The organism is Kitasatospora sp. NPDC003701 (assembly GCF_053587085.1).
In genome coordinates, this window is record NZ_JBSFNM010000003.1 from 271,179 (window position 1) to 291,639 (window position 20,461).

16 protein-coding genes are annotated in these 20,461 nt (G+C 73.9%); all 16 read right to left on the bottom strand.

The annotated features are described in order from the left end of the window. Positions 1 to 32: 32 nt before the first annotated feature. Entirely contained in the window at positions 33 to 3,854 is a 3,822-nt protein-coding gene (gene cobT, locus ACWDRR_RS04870; protein ID WP_449770749.1) for a nicotinate-nucleotide--dimethylbenzimidazole phosphoribosyltransferase, read from the bottom strand. A gap of 495 nt (positions 3,855 to 4,349) precedes the next feature. Next, positions 4,350 to 5,615: a precorrin-6y C5,15-methyltransferase (decarboxylating) subunit CbiE gene (cbiE, locus tag ACWDRR_RS04875; protein ID WP_449770750.1), complete on the bottom strand. Its 1,266-nt coding sequence runs from the start codon at positions 5,613 to 5,615 to the stop codon at positions 4,350 to 4,352. Between the two features lie 184 nt (positions 5,616 to 5,799). Further along, a complete protein-coding gene (locus ACWDRR_RS04880) occupies positions 5,800 to 6,474 on the bottom strand; it encodes a GNAT family N-acetyltransferase (protein ID WP_449770751.1) in 675 nt (224 codons plus the stop codon). 204 nt (positions 6,475 to 6,678) lie between these two features. Further along, on the bottom strand, positions 6,679 to 7,506 hold the full coding sequence (locus tag ACWDRR_RS04885) for a MetQ/NlpA family ABC transporter substrate-binding protein (RefSeq protein WP_449770752.1): 828 nt from the start codon (positions 7,504 to 7,506) through the stop codon (positions 6,679 to 6,681). 58 nt (positions 7,507 to 7,564) lie between these two features. Further along, positions 7,565 to 8,302, bottom strand: coding sequence for a methionine ABC transporter permease (locus tag ACWDRR_RS04890; protein WP_449770753.1), 738 nt, complete (start codon positions 8,300 to 8,302; stop codon positions 7,565 to 7,567). Further along, the gene (locus ACWDRR_RS04895) at positions 8,299 to 9,324 is read right to left on the bottom strand and encodes a methionine ABC transporter ATP-binding protein (protein WP_449770754.1); all 1,026 of its coding nucleotides are present in this window, start codon (positions 9,322 to 9,324) and stop codon (positions 8,299 to 8,301) included. The genes ACWDRR_RS04890 and ACWDRR_RS04895 overlap by 4 nt, the downstream gene beginning before the upstream one ends. A gap of 557 nt (positions 9,325 to 9,881) precedes the next feature. Further along, positions 9,882 to 10,385, bottom strand: a complete 504-nt coding sequence (locus ACWDRR_RS04900; protein WP_449770755.1) for a GNAT family N-acetyltransferase — start codon at positions 10,383 to 10,385, stop codon at positions 9,882 to 9,884. A 289-nt stretch (positions 10,386 to 10,674) separates the two neighbouring features. Continuing rightward, the gene (locus tag ACWDRR_RS04905; RefSeq protein WP_449770756.1) at positions 10,675 to 10,932 is read right to left on the bottom strand and encodes a hypothetical protein; all 258 of its coding nucleotides are present in this window, start codon (positions 10,930 to 10,932) and stop codon (positions 10,675 to 10,677) included. A 118-nt stretch (positions 10,933 to 11,050) separates the two neighbouring features. After that, positions 11,051 to 12,475, bottom strand: coding sequence for an argininosuccinate lyase (gene argH / locus ACWDRR_RS04910; protein WP_449770757.1), 1,425 nt, complete (start codon positions 12,473 to 12,475; stop codon positions 11,051 to 11,053). Positions 12,476 to 12,572: 97 nt separating this feature from the next. Next, the gene (locus ACWDRR_RS04915; protein ID WP_449770758.1) at positions 12,573 to 13,766 is read right to left on the bottom strand and encodes an argininosuccinate synthase; all 1,194 of its coding nucleotides are present in this window, start codon (positions 13,764 to 13,766) and stop codon (positions 12,573 to 12,575) included. 215 nt (positions 13,767 to 13,981) lie between these two features. Beyond that, entirely contained in the window at positions 13,982 to 14,530 is a 549-nt protein-coding gene (locus ACWDRR_RS04920; RefSeq protein ID WP_449770759.1) for an arginine repressor, read from the bottom strand. Positions 14,531 to 14,547: 17 nt separating this feature from the next. Continuing rightward, the gene (locus ACWDRR_RS04925; RefSeq protein WP_449770760.1) at positions 14,548 to 15,795 is read right to left on the bottom strand and encodes an acetylornithine transaminase; all 1,248 of its coding nucleotides are present in this window, start codon (positions 15,793 to 15,795) and stop codon (positions 14,548 to 14,550) included. Continuing rightward, positions 15,792 to 16,724, bottom strand: a complete 933-nt coding sequence (argB, locus tag ACWDRR_RS04930) for an acetylglutamate kinase (RefSeq protein ID WP_449770761.1) — start codon at positions 16,722 to 16,724, stop codon at positions 15,792 to 15,794. The genes ACWDRR_RS04925 and argB overlap by 4 nt, the downstream gene beginning before the upstream one ends. A 37-nt stretch (positions 16,725 to 16,761) precedes the next feature. Further along, positions 16,762 to 17,946: a bifunctional glutamate N-acetyltransferase/amino-acid acetyltransferase ArgJ gene (argJ, locus tag ACWDRR_RS04935; RefSeq protein WP_449770762.1), complete on the bottom strand. Its 1,185-nt coding sequence runs from the start codon at positions 17,944 to 17,946 to the stop codon at positions 16,762 to 16,764. Beyond that, positions 17,943 to 18,971 (bottom strand): N-acetyl-gamma-glutamyl-phosphate reductase, encoded by a 1,029-nt coding sequence (argC, locus tag ACWDRR_RS04940; protein WP_449770763.1) that lies wholly within the window; start codon positions 18,969 to 18,971, stop codon positions 17,943 to 17,945. Before argC ends, argJ begins: the two co-directional genes overlap by 4 nt. 223 nt (positions 18,972 to 19,194) lie before the next feature. Next, positions 19,195 to 20,460, bottom strand: a complete 1,266-nt coding sequence (locus tag ACWDRR_RS04945; protein ID WP_449770764.1) for a methyltransferase — start codon at positions 20,458 to 20,460, stop codon at positions 19,195 to 19,197. Position 20,461: the final 1 nt, after the last annotated feature.

Genomic DNA, 20,461 nt, shown 5'->3' on the forward strand with positions numbered 1-20,461 from the left:
CGGGCCGGTGCACGGAGCGGTGCGGGCGGACGTCAGGCCTTCTCGGTGACCCCGGCGGAGTCGAACGTGGCTACATCGTGCATCGCCCGGGCCGCACTCTGCACCAGCGGCAGGGCCAGCAGGGCGCCGGTGCCCTCGCCGAGCCGCAGGTCGAGGTCGATCAGCGGACGCAGGCCGAGCTTGGCCAGCGCGGCCTGGTGGCCGGGCTCGGCGGAGCGGTGGCCGGCAATGCAGGCGGCGAGCACCTCGGGGGCGATCGCCTTGGCCGCCAGCGCGGCCGAACCCGCGATGACGCCGTCCAGGATCACCGGGGTGCGCAGCGAGGCCGCGCCGAGCAGGAAGCCGGCGATCGCGGCGTGCTCCAGGCCGCCGACGGCGGCGAGGACGCCGATCGGGTCGGCCGGGTCCGGCTGGTGCAGGGCGAGCGCGGCGCGGATGACCTCGATCTTGCGGGCGTGGGTCGCGTCGTCGATGCCGGTGCCGCGGCCGGTGACCTCGGCCGGGTCCAGCCCGGTGAAGACCGAGATCAGGGCGGCGGAGGCGGTCGTGTTGGCGATCCCCATGTCGCCGGTGACCAGGGCCTTGTTGCCGGCGGCGACCAGGTCGCGGGCGGTCTCGATGCCGATCTCGAGGGCCTTGAGAGCCTCTTCGCGGGTCATCGCCGGGCCCTGGGTCATGTCGCCGGTGCCGGGCCTGACCTTGCGCGGCAGCAGGCCGGTGGTCCGGCCCTGCTGGATGGCGTCGGGCAGCTCGGCGGCGACGCCGACGTCGACGACGCAGACCTCGGTGCCGATCTGCTTGGCGAAGGCGTTGACCACCGCTCCGCCGGCCAGGAAGTTGCCGACCATCTGGGCGGTGACCTCCTGCGGCCAGGGGCTGACGCCCTGGGCGTGGACGCCGTGGTCGCCCGCGAAGATCGCCACGCAGGCGGGCTCCGGGATCGGCGGCGGGCACTTGCGGGAGAGCCCGGACAGCTGCGCCGAGATGATCTCCAGCATGCCGAGCGAGCCGGCCGGCTTGGTCATCCGCTTCTGGCGGTCCCAGGCCTCGCCGAGCGCCTTGGCGTCGAGCGGGCGGATGCCGCGCAGGGTCTCGGAGAGCAGGCTGTGCGGCTCCTCGCCGGGCAGCGCGCGGTTGCCGTACTGCTCCTCGTGGACGACCCAGGAGAGCGGGCGCTTCTTGGCCCAGCCCTGCTGCTGGAGCTCGGGCTCGTCCGGGAAGGCGTCGACGTAGCCGACACAGAGGTAGGCGACGACCTCCAGGTGCTCGGGCAGGCCGAGCTCGCGGACCATCTCGTCCTCGTCGAAGAAGCTCACCCAGCCGACGCCGAGGCCTTCGGCGCGGGCGGCCAGCCAGAGGTTCTCGACGGCGAGGGCGGCCGAGTAGGGCGCCATCTGGGGCTGGGTGTGCCGGCCCAGGGTGTGGCGGCCGCCGCGGGTGCGGTCGGCGGTGACCACGATGTTGACGGGCGTTTCGAGGATGGCCTCGATCTTGATTTCCTTGAACTGCTTGGCCCGGCCCTTGGGCAGCGAGTCCGCGTAGGCCTCGCGCTGGCGCTCGGCCAGTTCGTGCATCTTGCGGCGGGTCTTGGCCGAGCGGATGACGACGAAGTCCCAGGGCTGGGAGTAGCCGACGCTGGGCGCGGTGTGGGCGGCCTCCAGGACGCGGATCAGCACCTCGTGCGGGATCGGGTCCGGGCGGAAGCCGTTGCGGATGTCGCGGCGCTCGCGGATGACCTGGTGGACGGCCTCGCGGTCGGCGTCACCGTAGCCGGGGGCGGCCGGGCCGCGCGGCTCGGCGGGCTCCGCCTCGAGCTGCTCGGCGGCGGGCTCCTCGGCGGCGGGCTCCTCGGCGGCGGGCTCCTCGGCAGGCTGCTCGGCGGCGGGCTCCTCCGCGGGCTGGTCCGCGACGGGCTCCTCCGCGGTGGGCTCGACGGCCTCGGCGACGGGGTCGACGACGTCCGCGGCCTCGGCCGTGGGCTGCTCCGCGGGGGCCTCGCCCTCCTCGGGCCGGGCGTCGGCCTCGACGGCGGGCTGCTCCGCGGGGGCCTCAGGAGCCTCGGGGGCGTCGGCGGCCGCCTCGGTGGCGACGGGCGCGTCGTCACCGGCTGCGGCGGCCTCCGGGGCGGCCTCAGCAGCCTCGGGGGCGGCGGCCTCGGCGTCCGCCGGGGCCTCCTGGGGCTGCTCGGCCTCCGCGACGACGACGGCCTGGCCGCCGGGCATCTCGCCGGTGCCGACAGCGGTCTCGGCGGTGGCCTCGGCAGGGGCCTGGGCCTCGGCGGCCGGCTGAGCCTCGGTGACGGGCTGGGCCTCGGTGACGGCCTGGGCCTGCTCACCGGCGTCCGGGGCCTGCGCGGGCTGCGCCGCCTCGGCGGCGGGCTGCTCGGCAGCGGGCTGCTCGGGGGCGGCGGGCTGCACCGGCTCGGCGGCGGGAGCCTGGGCCTGCTCGGCGGCCGCTATGGGGACGGACTGCTCGACCGCCGCCTCCGCGAGTGCCTGGACCGGCTCCGTCCCCTCGACCTGCGGCAGGCCGTGCGGGGTGGGCGCGGCGAGGAAGGCGGAGATCCGGCGGGGCTGACCGGTCTGGGCGGCCGGCTGCTGCGGCGCGGGCTGCGGGGCGGCCTGCTCCTCGACGGCCTGCTCCTCGACGGGCTGCTCCCCGGTGCCCGGCTGGGTAGCGGTCTGCTCGACGGCGGGAAGGCCGGCCGCCGACGGGTCGGCGGCGGGTGCCTGGACCTCGGCGGGCTGCTCGGCGGCGGGCGCCTGGGTGTCGGCCACCACGAGCTCGACGGCCTGCTCGGCGACGGCCTCCGCACCGGCCGGCACGGCGGTGTCCGCGAGGGGCGCGGCCACGAACGCCTCGGCGGCCGGACCGGCCGGCTCCACCACGTCCACGGCCTGCGCGGCCTGGAGGGCCTCGGCGTGCTGCGGAGCCTGCGGAGCCTCCTGGACCGGCTGGACGCCCTGCGGCTGCTGGGCCGGGACCACCGGCTGCTGCACCGGCTGGGCCTGCACGGGCGCGGCGGCCTGCGGCTCCGGCTGCCCGACGACGACCGGGATGCCGTGGGCGGGCGTGCCGCCCTGCGACGGGCCGCGGTCGGCGAGCGAGCGCACCGGGACGTGGCCGGTCATCAGCGACGGGTCCGGGATCGGCGGGCCGGCGTGGAGCGGGCGGCGGGGCTGCTGAGCCGCCGTCAGCGACTCCTGGCCCTGCGACTGGCCCTGCGACTGCCCGTGCGGCTGGCCCGGCATCTGGACCTGCGGCGGGAGCGGAGCCTGAAGGGTCTGACCCTGGAGCGGCTGCGGCTGGAGCTGCTGGACGGCCGGGTCGGCGACGCCGAGGAGCGGCGGCTCCAGCGGCGGCCAGGACGGCTCGACCGGGGTACCGGGTGCGCCCTGGTCGGCGCCCAGCGGCTCGCCCCAGGAGCCCTGCGGGCCGGGCATCAGCAGCACGTCGTCCTCGTCGTCGAGCAGGTCCGGCTGGTCGGGCTGGTCGAGGAAGTGGAACGCGGGGCGCGGGGCGCCCGGGTCGGCTCCCCAGCCCTCGCCGGGGGCGCCCGGGAGCGACGCACCGGCGACCGGGACGCCGTAGCCGGGCACGCCGAGCGGCTGCGGCTGGCCGGCGAGGCCCTGCGAGGGAACCATGCCGATGCCCTGGGACACCGCGCCGGGCAGGCCGTTCCCCGGCCCCGCAGGGTGCGGGATCGGACCGCCGTCCATCGCGACGCCCTGGACGCGTGCGACGCCCTGCACGGGTGCGGCAGTCGCGACGCCCTCCGGGCCGCCGAGTGGGTCGGACCCGGCGAGCAGGTGCTCCGGCAGTCCCTCGTTCGGGACGTGGCCGCCATCGGTCATGTCAAAGCTCCTTCCAGGCCGCTGCCGCGCCCTTGGCGACGCGATCACCGACCGCAGCGCCCATCCGCACGGGCCGGGCCTTGCAACCGGCCCGCCCCTCAACCACACGCGGCCGCCGCGCCGAGGCGCTGCGGCCGAAGTCTTCCGGCGCGCTGCGGCACCCCGGCCCGCGCACCACCCGGGTGGGGCGGCACGCCATCTGAAACAACGACAAGGCGGGGCAACCGGCAACGACCGCACCGGACCCTACGGCATTCTCCAGGTCCGGCACGCGGCCCGTCGAATTGCCCACACTCCGAGCCGTTCCGGGTTGCACCGCGTCAAAAAGGCGACAAACCGACCGGATCGGGCGAGCCACCGGACGCCGCAGGCGTCCCGGACGCCACACTACCGGCCCGGCGCCGTCACCTCTCGAATCGGTGTCCGGATGCGACCTGGATCACCGCCGGCGCCCCGGAACCGCCACCCGGGCGGACCGGCGGCGGCACCTCGTCTTCACACGATCTGCTCACCCCAGAGCAGGAGTACGCCGGGCTCCCCCGCCGCGAGCCCCAGGCCGCCGTCGGGCCCGGCCGGGCGCAGCGGCGTGGACTGCAGCAGCGTGCCGTCGGCCCGGTAGCCGGCCTCCACGACGGCGCGGCGGATCTCCTCCGCCTCGGCGAGGGTGCGGGCGACCGCCACGAACCGCTCGGGGCGGCGGGCCAGGACGGCGCGCACCACCGCGGTGCCGCCGGCCTCGACGACGGCCGCGTCCGGCTCCGGCAGGCCGCCGAGGACCTCCGGGCCGGAGCCGTGGACGGTCTCCACCTCGACGCCGAACCGGCGGGCGTTGACGGCCAGCCGGGCGCAGGCCGAGCGGTCGGCCTCGACCGCGACGACGGCCGCGCCGAACCGGGCGGCCTCGACGGCGAGGGCGCCGCTGCCCGCGCCGACCGACCAGACCAAGTCCCCCGGACGGGCGCCGAGACGGGCCAGCACGAGGGCGCGCGCGTGCGCGGGAAGCGCCTCCGGTGCGCCGGGCGCGTCCTCCGCGCGCCCGGCGCCCGTGTAGGTGTCGCCGGGGAGGGCCCAGCCGCGGTCCGGGCCGGGGTAGCCGACGGGTCGGCCGGCCAGCCAGCCGGCCGCCTCGCCCACCGCGCCCGCCTGCGGTCCGGCGCCGTTGCCGCCGATGACCAGCACCACGTTCGGGTCGCGCCAGACGTGGTCGGCGACCCGGTCGGAGGTGAGGACGGTGACGTCCTCCTCGGGGGTGCCGAGCGCCTCGCAGACCACGAAGGTGCGGTGCACCCCGCGCAGCATCAGGGCGAGTTCGCTCGGCCCGGCGCCGGGGGCGGTGAGCACGGCGACCTTGGGGTGGGCCCGGCAGATGTTGGCCGCGCGGCGCAGCCGTCCGCCGTGGGCGCTGACCACGTGGGCGTCCTCCCAGGGCATGCCGGCGCGGGCGAAGGCGGCGGCGACCGAGGAGACGGCGGGCAGGACTTCGAGTTCGAGGCCGTACTCGGGGCGGCGCAGGGTGCGCACGACGCCGAAGAAGCCCGGGTCGCCCTCGGCGACGACGACGGCGGCGCCGCGGTGTTCGGCGATCCGGCGGGCGGCGAGCCGGATGTTGCCGAGGACGATCCGCTCGGCGGCGGGGGGCACCGGGAGGGCGCTGAGCTGGTAGGGGGCGCCGGCCACCAGGGTGGCCGCGGCGAGGGCCGCGCCGGCGGCCTCGGTCAGCGGGGTGCCGTCCCACCCGATGACCGTGATCCGGTCAGCCATCTGCGGCCGTTCTCCTCGCCTCGGTGCGCCGACATGCTGCGCCCGCGTACGGCGCCGGTGGAAGGCTACCGGGTGTGCTCCCCTCGGCGCCGGGTTCTCGCACACATGTCCGCTGCCCGTCGGCCGCCGCTCCCCCGGCGGTCACCGTGCGGCCGGCCCGGTCCGGTGGCCCGGTGGCGGCGGGTCAGTCCCGCAGGACGTAGCGGTGGTCGCCGTGCCAGGCGCTCTCGGGCTCGGCCGGGTTCTCCATGTCCTCGGGCAGCAGGCTCCACAGGATGAGGTCGCTGCGGCTCTCGGCCTCGCCCCGGCGGCCGAGCGGCGCGCCGGCGGTGGAGCCGCCGCTCTCGCCGTGGTCGCCGCGCACTATCCAGGCGCTGCGCAGCACGCCTTCGCTGATGCCGCCGACCTTCTGGGCGACCTGCTGGGCGGCGGTGTTGCCGGCGGCGGTGCGCATCTCCAGGCGCAGGAAGCCGCGGTCCTCGAAGAGCCACTGCGCGGTGCCGAGGACGGCCTCCGGTGCGTAGCCCTCGCCGCGTGCCCAGGGTGCGGTGACGTAGGCGATCTCGGTGGAGCGCAGCCGCCAGTCGGTGTTGCGCAGTTCGACCAGGCCGACCAGCCGCTCGGTGAGGTGTTCGGTGACGGCGAAGACGATGCCGCGGCCGGACGCGCGGTGGGCGGGGGCGAGGGTGCGGGCGAGTTCGGCGGCGTAGGCCTCGGTGAAGGGGTGGGGGAGGTCGGTCCAGGTCAGGACGAGGTCGTCGGCCATCATCGCGGCCAGGCCGGGGGCGTCGTTCTCCGCAAGGGGGCGCAGCAGCAGCCGTTCGGTGCTGATGGCGGTCTCGGGGAAGCTCGCTGCCATGCCGTCTCTCCTCGCCGGTCGTGGACACACCGTACGCCTCGCCGGTGCCCCGGGTGTCGCGCGGTGCGCGGACCGCACGACGGTACGTCAGAACACGGTCTGTCAGGGCATCACTGGTGCATACTGCCCGACCGGGCCCCCGCCGAGGTGCGGCGGGGGCCCGGTCGTGGAGGTGCGGTCGGCGGTACCGGGTGGGGCTGCCGGTCAGAACGCCGGGATGACGGAGCCCTTGAAGGTGTCGTCGATGTACTTCTTGACCTCGGCGGAGTGGAGCAGCTCGGCGAGCTTCTTGACCCGGGGGTCGTTCTCCTTGCCCTGCTTGACGGCGAGGATGTTGGCGTAGGGGTTGCCCTCGGCCTTCTCCAGGATCAGCGAGTCGCCGGCGGGCTTGAGGCCCGCGTCGAGGGCGTAGTTGCCGTTGATGACGGCGGCGTCGAGGTCGTCGATGGAGCGGGGCAGCTGGGCGGCCTCCAGCTCCTTCCACTTGAGGTTCTTCGGGTTGCCGGTGATGTCCTGCGGGGTGGCGGCGGTGCCGACGCCGGCCTTGAGGGTGATCACGTTGTTGTCGGCGAGCAGCTTGAGCGCGCGGCCCTCGTTGGTGGCGTCGTTGGGCAGGCCGACGGTGGCGCCGTCCTTGAGGTCGCCGATGGCCTTGACCTTCTTGGAGTACACGCCCAGCGGCTCCAGGTGGACCGGCTCGACCGAGACGATCTGGGTGCCGTGCTTCTTGTTGAAGTCCTCCAGGTACGGGACGTGCTGGAAGTAGTTCGCGTCGGCCGAGCCGTCCTGCACCGCGGTGTTGGGGGTCACGTAGTCGGTGACCTCCTTGATGGTGAGCTTGAGGCCGGCCTTCTCCGCGAGGTTGTCCTTGACGAACTTGAGGATCTGACCGTGCGGGGTGGGGCTGGCGACCACGGTGAGCGGGGCGTTCGGGTCGGAGGAGCCGGACGAGCCGGAGCTTCCGCAGGCGGCGAGCGAGAGGGCGATGCCGGCCGTGGCGAGGACGCTGGTGAACTTCAGGGCGTTGCGCACGAAAAGTGCCTTTCTGCGTGATACGGGGAGCCGCGTCCGGAGGCGGACGTCGGGAGGTCTAGGAGGCGACGAGGTCCTCGTCGGGGGTGGCCGGGCTCTTGCCGCGCGGGCCGAGCAGGCGGGTCCGGCCGCCGGTGCGGCCGCGGTTGGCGAGGCGGCTCACGGCCCAGTCACCGAGCAGCTGGACGATGGTGACGATGATCACCAGCTCCGCGACGATGATCCACATGAAGGCGGTCTCGAAGCGGAAGTAGCCGTAGTTGATGGCGAGGGTGCCGAGGCCCCCGCCGCCGACCACGCCGGCCATCGCGGAGTAGCTGATCAGCGTGATGATCGTGGTGGTGACGGAGGCGGTGAGGGCGGGCAGCGACTCGGGGAGCAGCGCCTTGCGGACGATCGTCCAGGTGGAGGCGCCCATCGCCTGCAGGGCCTCGATCAGGCCGCGGTCGACCTCGCGGACGGAGGTCTCGACCAGCCGGGCGAAGAAGGGGATCGCGCCGATGGTGAGCGGCACGGTCGCGGCCTCCCAGCCGATGGAGGTGCCGACCAGCCAGCGGGTGAAGGAGATCAGGGCGATCATCAGGATGATGAACGGCACCGAGCGGACGATGTTCACGATCGCGCCGAGCACCTTGTTGACCGGCCGGTTCTGCAGCAGCCCGCCCTTGTCGGTGAGCACCAGCAGCACGCCGAGCGGCAGGCCGACCAGGACGGTGCCGACGGTGGCGACGCCGACCATCTGGAGGGTCTCCCAGGTGGCGGGCCACATCAGTTCCTGCATCTGGTCCCAGGTCATGCCACCGCTCCGTTCACCGTGTCGAGCACGTCCACCTGCAGGCCCTGCTCGCGCAGGAAGCCGATCGGCACCACGTTGTCCTGGTGGCCGCCGGAGAGTTCGACCCGCATCCGGCCGACCATGCGGCCGGCGATGGTCTCGACGGCGGCGCCGAGGATGTTGATGTCGATCTGGTAGGTGCGGGCGAGCTGGGAGACGAAGGGCTGGGCGGAGGTGTCGCCCTGGAAGGTGATCTCCAGCACGGTGCTGCCGGGGTGGCCGGTGCCGAACTCGCTGAGCGGGAAGAGTTCGCGGGCGAGCTCGGAGCCGGGCTTGGCCAGCAGGTCGGTGAGTGCGCCGGACTCGACCACCCGGCCGCCGCGCATCAGGGCGGCGGAGTCGCAGACGGACTTGATGACGTCCATCTCGTGGGTGATCAGCAGGACGGTGAGGCCGAGCTGCTGGTTGAGGTCGCGCAGCAGCTTGAGGATCGAGCGGGTGGTCTCGGGGTCGAGCGCCGAGGTGGCCTCGTCGGAGAGCAGCACCTTGGGGTCGCCGGCGAGGGCGCGGGCGATGCCGACGCGCTGCTTCTGTCCGCCGGAGAGCTGGCCGGGGTAGCTGCGGGCCTTGTCGCCGAGGCCGACCAGGTCGAGCAGTTCGGCGGCCTTGCGGCGGCGCTCGGTGCGGTCCAGGCCGATGATCTCCAGCGGGAGTTCGACGTTCTGCTGGACGGTGCGGGAGGCGAGCAGGTTGAAGTGCTGGAAGACCATGCCGATCCGGCGGCGTGCCTCGCGCAGCTCCTTGCCGGCCCGGTTCTCGCCGCCGGCGAGCGCGGTGAGTTCGACGCCGTCCACGGTGACGGTGCCGGAGCTGGGGCGTTCGAGCATGTTGACGCAGCGGATGAGGGTGGACTTCCCGGCACCGCTGGTGCCGACGACTCCGTAGACCTCGCCGGGGCGCACGTGCAGGTCGACGCCGGCGAGGGCGGTCACCTCGCGGCCGCGGGAGCGGTAGACCTTGGTGAGGTCCGTGGTGGTGATCACAGCTGCTTCCGTGGGTCGGGGGTGGACGGCGTTGGGCCGCCGGACCGGGTTGCGGTCGGCGGGACGGACGGCGTCGCACCAGGGGGATCCGGACCTGCCACCCCTTGATCGTCGCCGCTGGGCGGCCGGGCCGCGCGACGGCGTGGCCCTTACGAGTCATCAGGGACGACCACCCGCCCGTGGGTGGGCAGGCGGAGGGAGTGGTGGTGCCGTGGCAGGCGGGGCGTGCTCGCTCCGACGGGAGCAGGCCGGGTCTCGCTTCGGGGCGCGAGGGGGAGGACCCCGGCCGGCGGCCGGGGAGGGGACGATGGCCCTCAGCGGTGACACATTCGACGACACATGGCGCGCTCACCTGCCGGCAGGGTGCCGGTGGGGGTCCATTTCGTCGTCGCAGTCATGTGAGCCAGTAAATCAGATGGGTCGATTTCGTCCCAACTATTTGGATCCACTGTCCGCAATGCGGACAACAACGGTCGTGAGCTGCGGTGATACACCTCGGCGCCGCCTCCGGATCGTCCGGATGATGGCGGCGCCGGGCGGCGGCGACGGTGTGGGGCTCAGGCGGTGGCGGCGAGCGGCGCCACCGCGGGCTTCTCCAGGTGGACCAGGCTCGGCCGGCCGTCGACGTGCTCGACGGCGGTCTGCCGGTAGCCCTGGCGGGCGTAGAGGCGCAGGTTGCCCAGGCTGCGGTGGCCGGTGAACAGGCGGTAGGCGGTCACCGGGCGGCCGTCCGCGGCGAGGCGGCGCTCCAGGGCCTCCAGCAGGCGGCCGCCGAGGCCGTGCCGCTGCATCCGGGGGTGGACGACCAGACGCCCTATCCGGCCGATGCCGTCGGGGCCGATCCGGCCGCGGACGGTGCCGACCACCTCGTCGCCGAGCCGGGCGACCAGGACGTACTGCTCGGTGAGTTCGCCGCGCAGGCTCTCCAGGGTCTGCGTCAGCGGCTCCAGGGTCCAGTCGCCGTACAGCTCGGCCTCGCTCTGGTAGCCGAGGTACTGCAGCTTGAGGATCTGCTCCGCGTCCTCGGTGTCCGCCACCGAGATGATCACGCTCATGCCCATGTGCTGGGGCCTCCCCATCGTCGTGCCCGGCGCGCAAACGTGAGGGTGTCGCACCGGATGCCCTGCCGGAGGTGCCCCGGCCGGGGATCCGCCCAGGCCGGGGGTGGCGCACGAACGCACCGGTCGCGCGGCCCGGTGGGGCCACGGCGACGGCGGCGCGCTCACGCTCAGTATCCGAGTGATCGCGCCGCCGTCAAGAGCTGCGTTCGCCAGCGCTCTACCCGCGTGTCAGCTGCTCTCAACCTTCCGGCCGTGCGACGTGGCGAGGGTCACGTCGTACGGGTGGGGGCTAGGGGTAACGCTCGGCATGGAGGGCGACCCGCAGGCAGGCGAGGCAACGGGAGCGGGTGGGGCCGATCGAGCCGCGCGGCATGCCGAGCCGCGCGGAGAGTTCGCGGTAGCTCGGCGGCGGGTCCTCGGCGAGGGCGGCGACGAGCTGCGGGCAGCGGCCCGGCAGGGCGGCCACCGCCTCCCGGACGACGCGGCGCCGCAGTTCGGCGAGGACCTCGTCCTCGGCGGAGGGGACGAGGGGAAGGTTGGTGCACATACCGTGCATGACCGGCTCCGGGCCGGGCCGGTTACGGCCGGGCGGGCGTGCGCACGCGAAGGGGGCGCGGCGGTCGACCCGCCACGCCCCCTTCGAGGGGTACCACCCCGAGGCGCCGTCAGCCCTGGACCCACTCCTCCTGGAGCGCCAGGTCGGCCTTCACCTCGGCGAGCTGGACGGCCACCGCCGAGGGGGCCGTACCGCCGCGACCGTTGCGCGAGGCGATCGCGCCGTGGACGCTGAGCACCGAACGCACCTCGGGCGTCAGGTGCGGGGAGATCCGCGCGAACTGCTCGTCCGTCAGGTCGGACAGCTCGATGCCCTGCTGCTCGCAGACCTTGACGCAGGCGCCGGCGACCTCGTGCGCGACCCGGAACGGCACGCCCTGCTTGACCAGCCACTCGGCGATGTCGGTGGCGAGCGAGAAGCCGGCCGGGGCGAGCTCCTCCAGCCGGTCCCGGTGCACGGTCAGGGTGGCCATCATGCCGGTGAAGGCCGGCAGCAGCACCTCCAGCGTGTCGCAGGAGTCGAAGACCGGCTCCTTGTCCTCCTGGAGGTCCCGGTTGTAGGCGAGCGGCAGCGCCTTCAGCGTCGCCAGCAGGCCGGTCAGGTTGCCGATCAGACGGCCGGACTTGCCGCGGGCCAGCTCGGCGATGTCCGGGTTCTTCTTCTGCGGCATGATCGAGGAACCGGTGGAGAAGGCGTCGTGCAGCGTGATGAAGCCGAACTCCTTGGTGTTCCAGATGATCACCTCCTCCGCGATCCGGGAGAGGTTGATCCCGATCATCGCGGTGACGAAGGCGAACTCGGCGACGAAGTCGCGCGAGGCCGTCCCGTCGATGGAGTTGCCGACCGAACCGCGCTCGAAGCCGAGGTCGGCGGCGACCGCCTGCGGGTCGAGGCCGAGCGAGGAGCCGGCCAGCGCGCCGGAGCCGTACGGGGAGACGGCGGTGCGGACGTCCCACTGGCGCAGCCGCTCGGCGTCCCGGCCGAGGGCCTGCACGTGCGCGAGGACGTGGTGGGCGAAGAGGACGGGCTGCGCGTGCTGGAGGTGGGTGCGCCCCGGCATCGCGGTGTGCGGGTGCTCCTCGGCCAGGCCGACCAGGGCGTGCTGGAGGTCCAGGATCAGCCCGCCGATGATCCGGGCGTGGTCGCGCAGGTACATCCGGAACAGCGTGGCGATCTGGTCGTTGCGCGAGCGGCCGGCCCGCAGCTTGCCGCCCAGCTCGGCGCCGAGCCGCTCCAGCAGGCCGCGCTCCAGCGCGGTGTGGACGTCCTCGTCGGCGACGGTGCCGGTGAAGGTGCCGGCCTCGACGTCGGCCAGCAGCTGGTCCAGGCCGGCGAGCATGCCGTCGAGCTCGGCGGCGCTGAGCAGGCCGGCCTTGTGCAGGACGCGGGCGTGGGCCTTCGAGCCGGCGATGTCGTACGGCGCGAGGCGCCAGTCGAAGTGCACCGAGGCGGAGAGCCTGGCCAGCGCCTCGGACGGGCCGTCGGCGAAGCGCGCGCCCCAGAGGCGGACGTCAGCATTCTGGTCGGCGGGCATCGCTGGGCTCCTTACGTAGGGCGGGTCGGGGGCGGCCCCGGCCGCGGGGTGGCGCGGCCGGGGCCCGGCGGGTGGTCGCGGGACCGGGCGGGGTGGATCAGCCGAGGTCGCGGCGGGCGGCGATCTTCGAGGAGAGCCCGAAGATCTCGATGAAGCCCTTGGACATCGACTGGTCGAAGGTGTCGCCGGTGTCGTAGGTGGCGAGGTTGAAGTCGTACAGCGACTGGTCGGACTTGCGGCCGTTGACGACGGCCCGGCCGCCGTGCAGCACCAGCCGGATGTCGCCGGAGACGTGCTGGTTGGCCTCGTTGACGAAGCCGTCCAGGGCGCGCTTCAGCGGGGAGAACCAGAGGCCGTCGTAGACCAGCTCGGCCCAGCGCTGCTCCACCTGCCGCTTGTAGCGGGCGAGTTCGCGCTCGACGGTGACGTTCTCCAGGGCCTGGTGGGCGGTGATCAGGGCGATCGCGCCGGGGGCCTCGTAGATCTCCCGGGACTTGATGCCGACCAGCCGGTCCTCGACCATGTCCAGGCGGCCGATGCCCTGGGCGCCGGCCCGCTGGTTGAGCTCCTCGATGGCCTGCAGGACGGTCACCTTGCGGCCGTCGACGGCGACCGGGACGCCGGCGTCGAAGGTGATGACCACCTCGTCGGCCTCGCGGGGGGTGGCCGGGTTCTGGGTGTACTCGTAGACGTCCTCGATCGGGGCGTTCCAGATGTCCTCCAGGAAGCCGGTCTCGACGGCCCGGCCGAAGACGTTCTGGTCGATCGAGTACGGGGACTTCTTGGTGGTGGCGATCGGCAGGCCCTTGGCCTCGGCGAAGGCGATCGCCTTGTCCCGGGTCATCGCGTAGTCGCGGACCGGGGCGATGCACTTCAGCTGGGGGGCCAGCGACTGGATGCCGACCTCGAAGCGGACCTGGTCGTTGCCCTTGCCGGTGCAGCCGTGGGCGACGGTGGTGGCGCCGTGCTTCTGTGCGGCGGCGACCAGGTGCTTGACGATGGTCGGCCGCGAGAGGGCCGACACCAGCGGGTACTGGCCCTGGTAGAGGGCGTTGGCCTTGATGGCCGGGAGGCAGTACTCGTCGGCGAACTCGTCGCGGGCGTCCGCGACCTCGGCCTCGACGGCACCGCAGTCCAGCGCCCGCTGGCGGATGACGTCGAGGTCCTCGCCGCCCTGGCCGACGTCGACGGCGACGGCGATGACCTCGGCGCCCGTCTCCTCGGCGATCCAGCCGATGCAGACGGACGTGTCCAGACCGCCCGAGTAGGCGAGTACGACGCGCTCGGTCACGGCTTTCTCCTTCACAACTGTGCGAACAGGCTTACGGCGATAGGCATAAGTATGCACTACACCGTATGGATTTCAAAACCCCGGCCGCGAAATCGACGACCGGGGGGCGGGAGCGGGGCAGGAGCGGGGTGGGGGTGGGGGCAGGAGGGGCGCAGTGGGGGCAGTGGGGCGCGGTGGGGGGCGGGGCCCGGGGGTCTCCGGGCCCGGCCGGATCGCTACTGGGCCTTGGCCTGGGCGAGCTGCATCAGGTGGTCGGCGAGGGCCTGGCCGCCGAACGGGTCCCGGCTGATCAGCAGGACGGTGTCGTCGCCGGCGATGGTGCCGATGATCTCGAAGACCTCGGCCTGGTCGATCGCCGAGGCCAGGAACTGGGCGGCACCGGGCGGCGTCCGCAGCACGACGAGGTTGCCGGAGGCGGTGGCGGAGACCATGAGTTCGCCGGCCAGCCGGGCCATCCGGCCCTCGCTGGCCGACTCCCCCATCGGTGCGCGCGGCGTGCGGTCGCCGCCCTCGGCCGGGACGGCGTAGATGAGCGCGCCGTCCCGGTTGCGGATCTTCACCGCTCCCAGCTCGTCCAGGTCCCGGGAGAGGGTGGCCTGGGTGACCACCAGTCCGTCGTCGGCGAGCAGCTTGGCGAGCTGGCTCTGCGAGCGCACGGGCTGGCGGGTGAGCAGGTCCACGATTCGCCGGTGGCGCGCGGTGCGGGTCTGCGGGACCTGCGGCGTCGGACCGGCGGCGGGCTGGTCGGAGTGGGGAACGGTCATGTGATTATTCTCCCGGACTACGCTCGGCTCGCATCGGCCGGGGCGTTCTCCCGCACCGTCCGGAGGATCTCCGGCAGGGCGGCCAGGAAGGCGTCCGCGTCCTGTTCGGTGAGCACCAGGGGCGGCGCGAGCCGGACGGCGTCCGGGACGGCGGCGTTGACCAGGAAGCCCGCCTCCTGGGCGGCGGCCTGGATCCGGGCGGCCACCGGCTCGGTCAGCACGATGCCGAGCAGCAGGCCGGCCCCGCGCACGTGCGAGACCAGCGGGTCGCCGATCGCCTCGACGCCGTGCCGCAGCCGCTCGCCGATCTTGCGGACGTGCTCCAGCAGGCCCTCGGACTCGATGGTGTCGAGGACGGCGAGGGCGGCCGCCGCGACCACCGGGTTGCCGCCGAAGGTGGTGCCGTGCTGGCCCGGGGTGAGCAGCTCGGCGGCCTCCCCGAAGGCGAGCACGGCGCCGATCGGCAGCCCGCCGCCGAGCGCCTTGGCGAGGGTGACCACGTCCGGCTCGACCCCCTCGGCGGCCTGGTGGGCGTACCAGTACCCGGTGCGGCCGATGCCGGTCTGGATCTCGTCCAGGATCAGCAGGGTGCCGGTGGCACGGGTGATCTCGCGGGCGGCCTTCAGATAGCCGTCGGGCAGCGGGATCGCGCCGTTCTCGCCCTGGATCGGCTCCAGGAAGACGGCGGCGGTCCGCGTGGTGACGGCCGCGCGCAGCGCCTCGACGTCACCGAAGGGGACGTGGGTGACCTCGCCGGGCAGCGGCAGGAACGGCTCCTGCTTGGCGGGCTGGCCGGTCAGCGCGAGGGCGCCCATCGTCCGGCCGTGGAAGGCGCCCCGGAGGGCGACGACGTGGGTGCGGCCGGTGCGCCGGCTGATCTTGAAGGCGGCCTCGTTGGCCTCGGCGCCGGAGTTGCAGAAGAACACCCGGCCGTCGCGGCCGGAGAGCGTCAGCAGCCGCTCGGCCAGGGCGATGGTCGGCTCGGCCATGAAGAGGTTGGAGACGTGGCCCAGCGTCGAGATCTGCCGGGTGACGGCCTCGACGACCGCCGGGTGGGCGGTGCCGAGGGCGTTGACGGCGATCCCGCCGAGCAGGTCGGTGTACTCCTTGCCGTCGGCGTCCCACAGCTTGGCGCCCTCGCCGCGGACCAGCGGGATCCGCGGGGTGCCGTAGTTGTCGGTGAAGGCGTGCTGCCAGCGGTCGGTGAGCTGCTCGTTGCCGGTCGGCTGCGCGCTGGTGCTGCTCGGCTGTGCGTCGGTCGTCATGCCAGTCCCCCGGTCACGGTCGCTTCGTCGTCCGGCACGACCATCGTGCCGATGCCCTCGTCGGTGAAGATCTCCAGCAGCAGGCTGTGCTGCACCCGGCCGTCCAGCACGCGGGCGGTGCCCACGCCGGAGCGGACGGCGCGCAGACAGCCCTCCATCTTGGGGAGCATGCCGCTGGCCAGCTCGGGCAGCAGCTCCTCCAGCTCGGTCGCGGTGAGCTGGCTGATCACGTCGTCGGAGTGCGGCCAGTCGGCGTACAGACCCTCGACGTCGGTGAGGACGACGAGCATCTCGGCGCCGAGCGCCACCGCGAGGGCGGAGGCGGCGGTGTCGGCGTTGATGTTGTAGACGTGTCCGTCGGTGCCGCGGGCGATCGAGGAGATCACCGGGATCCGGCCGTCGGCGATGAGCGCCTTCACGGCGCCGGCCTCGATGTTGACGATGTCGCCGACCAGGCCGATGTCGACCTGCTCGCCGTCGACCACGGCGTAGCGCTTGACGGCGGTCATGGTGTGGGCGTCCTCGCCGGTCATGCCGACCGCGAACGGGCCGTGTCCGTTGAGCAGCCCGACCAGCTCGCGCTGGACCTGGCCGGCCAGCACCATCCGGACCACGTCCATGGTCTCGGGGGTGGTGACCCGCAGGCCGTTGGTGAAGGAGGACTCCAGGCCGAGCTTGTCGAGCTGGGCGCTGATCTGCGGGCCGCCGCCGTGGACGACGACGGGGTGCAGGCCGGCGTACCGCAGGAAGACGACGTCCTGGGCGAACGCCGCCTTGAGGCTCTCGTCCACCATGGCGTTGCCGCCGAACTTGACGACGACGGTCTTGCCGTGGAAGCGCTCCAGCCACGGCAGCGCCTCGATCAGCGTCACGGCCTTGGGCAACGCGGTGTTGTTGCGGGCCTGTTCGCCCTTGGGTGCGATGTGCACGTGTCTGGTCCCCGGCTCGGTGGGCAGGTGTCGGCTGTCAGGTGGAGTAGGCGCTGTTCTCGTGCACGTAGTCGGCGGTGAGGTCGTTGGTCCACACCGTCGCGGCGGCCTCGCCGGCGTTCAGGCGGGCGGTGATGACGATCTCCCGACCGGTCATGTCGACGAGGTCGCGGTCCTCCCCCACGCTGCCGCCCTGGCAGACCCAGACGCCGTTGATGGCGACGTCGAGGTGGTCCGGGTCGAAGGTGGCGGCGGTGGTGCCGATCGCCGCCAGGACCCGGCCCCAGTTCGGGTCCTCGCCGTGGAGGGCGCACTTGAGCAGGTTGTTGCGGCTGATGACGCGGGCGACGTCGACGGCCTCCGCCTCGGTGGCGGCGGCGGTGACGTCGATCCGGATGTCCTTGCTCGCGCCCTCGGCGTCGCCGATCAGCTGCCGGGCGAGGTCGGCGCAGACGCTGCGGACGGCCTCGTCGAACTCGGCCCGGTCCGGGGTGACGCCGGAGGCGCCGGAGGCGAGCAGCAGCACGGTGTCGTTGGTCGACATGCAGCCGTCGGAGTCGATCCGGTCGAAGGTGGTGCGGGTGGAGGCGCGCAGCGAGGCGTCCAGGGCGGTGGCGTCGAGGGCGGCGTCGGTGGTCAGGACGACCAGCATGGTGGCGAGGCCGGGGGCGAGCATGCCGGCGCCCTTGGCCATCCCGCCGACGGTCCAGCCGTTGTTCGTCACCTGGGCGGTCTTGTGGACGGTGTCGGTCGTCTTGATGGCGATCGCGGCGGCCTCGCCGCCGGCGGCGTCGAGCTCCTGGGCGGCGAGGGCGACCCCGGGCAGCAGGATGTCCATCGGGAGGCGGACGCCGATCAGGCCGGTGGAGGCGACGGCGACCTCGCCGGCGTTGAGCTCGAGCTCCTCGGCGACCTTCTCGGCGGTGGCGTGGGTGTCCTGGAAGCCGAGCGGTCCGGTGCAGGCGTTGGCGCCACCGGAGTTGAGGATCACGGCGCTGACCTGGCCGCCCTTGAGGACCTGCTCGGACCAGAGCACGGGCGCGGCCTTGACCCGGTTGCCGGTGAACACGCCGGCGGCGGCCAGCGAGGGGCCGTCGTTGACGACGAGGGCGAGGTCGGGGGTGCCGGAGGCCTTGATCCCGGCGGTGACGCCGGCGGCGCGGAAGCCCTTGGCGGCGGTCACGCCGACGTTCCGGCTGGTGCTCGCGGTGCGGTCGGTCACGGTGCGACTCCGTTCAGGGGAAGGCCCAGCTCCTCGGGCAGGCCGAGGGCGATGTTCATGCTCTGCACCGCGCCACCGGCGGTGCCCTTGACCAGGTTGTCGATCGCGCTGATCGCGATGATCCGCCCGGCGCCCTCGTCCAGGGCGACCTGGACCAGGGCGGCGTTGGAGCCGTAGACGCTGCTGGTCTGCGGCCACTGGCCCTCGGGCAGCAGGTGCACGAAGGGCTCGTCGGCGAACGCCTCGGTGTAGGCGGCGCGCAGGCTCTCGCCGCTCACCCCGGGCTTCGCCTTGGCGGAGCAGGTGGCGAGGATGCCGCGCGGCATCGGCACCAGGGTGGGGGTGAAGGAGACGGTGACCGGCTCGCCGGCGACCGGGGTGAGGTTCTGCGACATCTCGGGGGTGTGCCGGTGCAGGCCGCCGACGCCGTAGGCGCTGACGCTGCCCATGACCTCGCTGCCGAGCAGGTGGGTCTTGGCGGCCTTGCCCGCGCCCGAGGTGCCGGAGGCGGCGACGATCACGGCCTCGGGCTCGGCGAGCCCGGCCGCGTACGCCGGGAAGAGCGCCAGCGAGACGGCGGTCGGGTAGCAGCCGGGGACGGCGATGCGGTTGCTGCCCTTGAGCGTGGCGCGGTGGCCGGGCAGCTCCGGCAGGCCGTAGGGCCAGGTGCCGGCGTGCGCGGAGCCGTAGAACTGCTCCCAGTCGGCGGCGGCCTTGAGCCGGAAGTCGGCGCCGCAGTCGACGATCAGCACGTTCTGGCCGAGGGCCTCGGCGACGGCGGCGGACTGGCCGTGCGGCAGCGCCAGGAACACCACGTCGTGGTCGGCCAGCACCTCGGGGGTGGTGGGCTCCAGGATCCGGTCGGCGAGCGGGATCAGGTGCGGCTGCAGGGCGCCGAGCCTGGCACCCGCGTTCGAGCCGCCCGTCAGCGCCCCGATCTCCACCTCCGGGTGGCCGAGCAGCAGGCGCAGCACCTCACCGCCCGCGTATCCGCTCGCACCGGCGACGGCGACTCGCAATGCCATGGCAGTTCCCTCCTTGGTCGGAGCATGAATATACGCATCACGGAACATCCATGCAAGGGAGTGCGAGCCGGGGCCACCCTGCGACCGGCCCGCACCCGGGTGCCGGGGTGCGCCGTCCGCCGTGGGCGGTTTCCCGACCCGACGGCGACATGAGCTTAGGCTACCCTTAGTTGATCACGTGCCGCCCCGGCTCCGGGCACCGCCGGGGCGGTGCCCGGCCGGTTCACCGGCGGACGGCCCGCAGCACCACGAACTTCGGGTTGCCGGCGACGAGTTCGCAGTTGCCGAAGAGGCGGCGGAGCTTGACGTGGTAGCCGAGGTGACGGTTGCCGACCACCCAGAGCTCACCGCCGGGGCGCAGGGCGCGGCGGGCGCCGGTGAACATCCGCCAGGCGGTGGCGTCGGTGGTGGCCTGGTGGGAGTGGAACGGCGGGTTGTTGAGCACCAGGTCGACCGAGCCGGCCGGGACGGCGTCCGTACCGAGCGCGTCGGCGGTGAGGAACTCGGCGGGCGCGTCCGGGCCGAGGTTCGCGCGGAAGGTGGCCTCGGCCGAGGCGACGGCCTGGTGCGACTCGTCGACGAAGACCAGCTCGGCGCCGGGGCTCGCGAGGGCCGCCGCGGTGCCGACCACGCCGTTGCCGCAACCGAGGTCGACGACCCGGGCGCCGGGGGCGGCGGCGGGCAGGTGGCCGAGGAGGAAGCGGGTGCCGATGTCCAGACGCTCGGCGCAGAAGGTGCCGGCGTGGTTGACCACCGTGCGCCCGGAGGCCGGGCCGATGTCACCGGGCAGGGCGTAGCTGTGCGGCCAGGGGTTGGGGCCCGGGTCGAGCGCCGGGTCGGGGATGCAGAAGATCAGCCGGGCCTTGCGGACCGCGAGCGAGGTGCGGGTCGGGCCGAGGATCCGCTCGAAGAGCTGGAGGGTGGAGGTGTGGATCTCGGTGACCATGCCGGTGCCGATCACCACCGTGCCGGGGTGCAGGGCCGGCGCGAGGCGGTGCAGCTGGTCCTCCAGCAGCGCGAGGCTCTTGGGGACGCGGACCAGCAGGACGTCGATGCGCTCGGGCGGGGTGTCGCGGGTGGTGAGCAGCCGGGCCGCGTCGGGGGCGGCGCCGGCCCGGGCGAGGTTGGCCAGGGTGGCCTGCCGGCCGAGGTGGGAGTCGCTGATCTGGACCGGAGCGGCGGCCGGCGCGGGCGTCGGCGCGGCGGCCGGGGCCGGGGCCGGGGTGAGCGCCGGGGCCAGCGCGGTGGTCAGCGCGGTGGTCAGCGCACCCCAGCGGTCACCGAGGACGACGACGGTGCGGCCGGCGAGCTCGGTGGCCCCGCCCTGCGCGCTGTCGGCCTCGCCGGCGAGGTGGCGCAGCAGGTACTCGTCGGCGGCGTCCCAGGCGCGCAGCCGCTCACGCGGGTCCTCCGGGAAGCGGGTGAGGTCGAAGGTGCCCCACGGGGTGGTGAAGGGGGTCGCGGCGGTGGGCGTGCTGAGGCGGTTCATC

Excerpts from the sequence above, each read along its gene's own strand:
- argH (WP_449770757.1), bottom strand. The coding sequence starts at position 12,475 with ATGCCCGCCGACCAGAATGCTGACGTCCGCCTCTGGGGCGCGCGCTTC.
- ACWDRR_RS04900 (WP_449770755.1), bottom strand. The coding sequence starts at position 10,385 with ATGGGCATGAGCGTGATCATCTCGGTGGCGGACACCGAGGACGCGGAG.
- ACWDRR_RS04920 (WP_449770759.1), bottom strand. The coding sequence starts at position 14,530 with ATGACCGTTCCCCACTCCGACCAGCCCGCCGCCGGTCCGACGCCGCAG.
- argC (WP_449770763.1), bottom strand. The coding sequence starts at position 18,971 with ATGGCATTGCGAGTCGCCGTCGCCGGTGCGAGCGGATACGCGGGCGGT.
- ACWDRR_RS04925 (WP_449770760.1), bottom strand. The coding sequence starts at position 15,795 with ATGACGACCGACGCACAGCCGAGCAGCACCAGCGCGCAGCCGACCGGC.
- ACWDRR_RS04890 (WP_449770753.1), bottom strand. The coding sequence starts at position 8,302 with ATGACCTGGGACCAGATGCAGGAACTGATGTGGCCCGCCACCTGGGAG.
- cbiE (WP_449770750.1), bottom strand. The coding sequence starts at position 5,615 with ATGGCTGACCGGATCACGGTCATCGGGTGGGACGGCACCCCGCTGACC.
- ACWDRR_RS04880 (WP_449770751.1), bottom strand. The coding sequence starts at position 6,474 with ATGGCAGCGAGCTTCCCCGAGACCGCCATCAGCACCGAACGGCTGCTG.
- ACWDRR_RS04905 (WP_449770756.1), bottom strand. The coding sequence starts at position 10,932 with ATGTGCACCAACCTTCCCCTCGTCCCCTCCGCCGAGGACGAGGTCCTC.
- ACWDRR_RS04945 (WP_449770764.1), bottom strand. The coding sequence starts at position 20,460 with ATGAACCGCCTCAGCACGCCCACCGCCGCGACCCCCTTCACCACCCCG.
- cobT (WP_449770749.1), bottom strand. The coding sequence starts at position 3,854 with ATGACCGATGGCGGCCACGTCCCGAACGAGGGACTGCCGGAGCACCTG.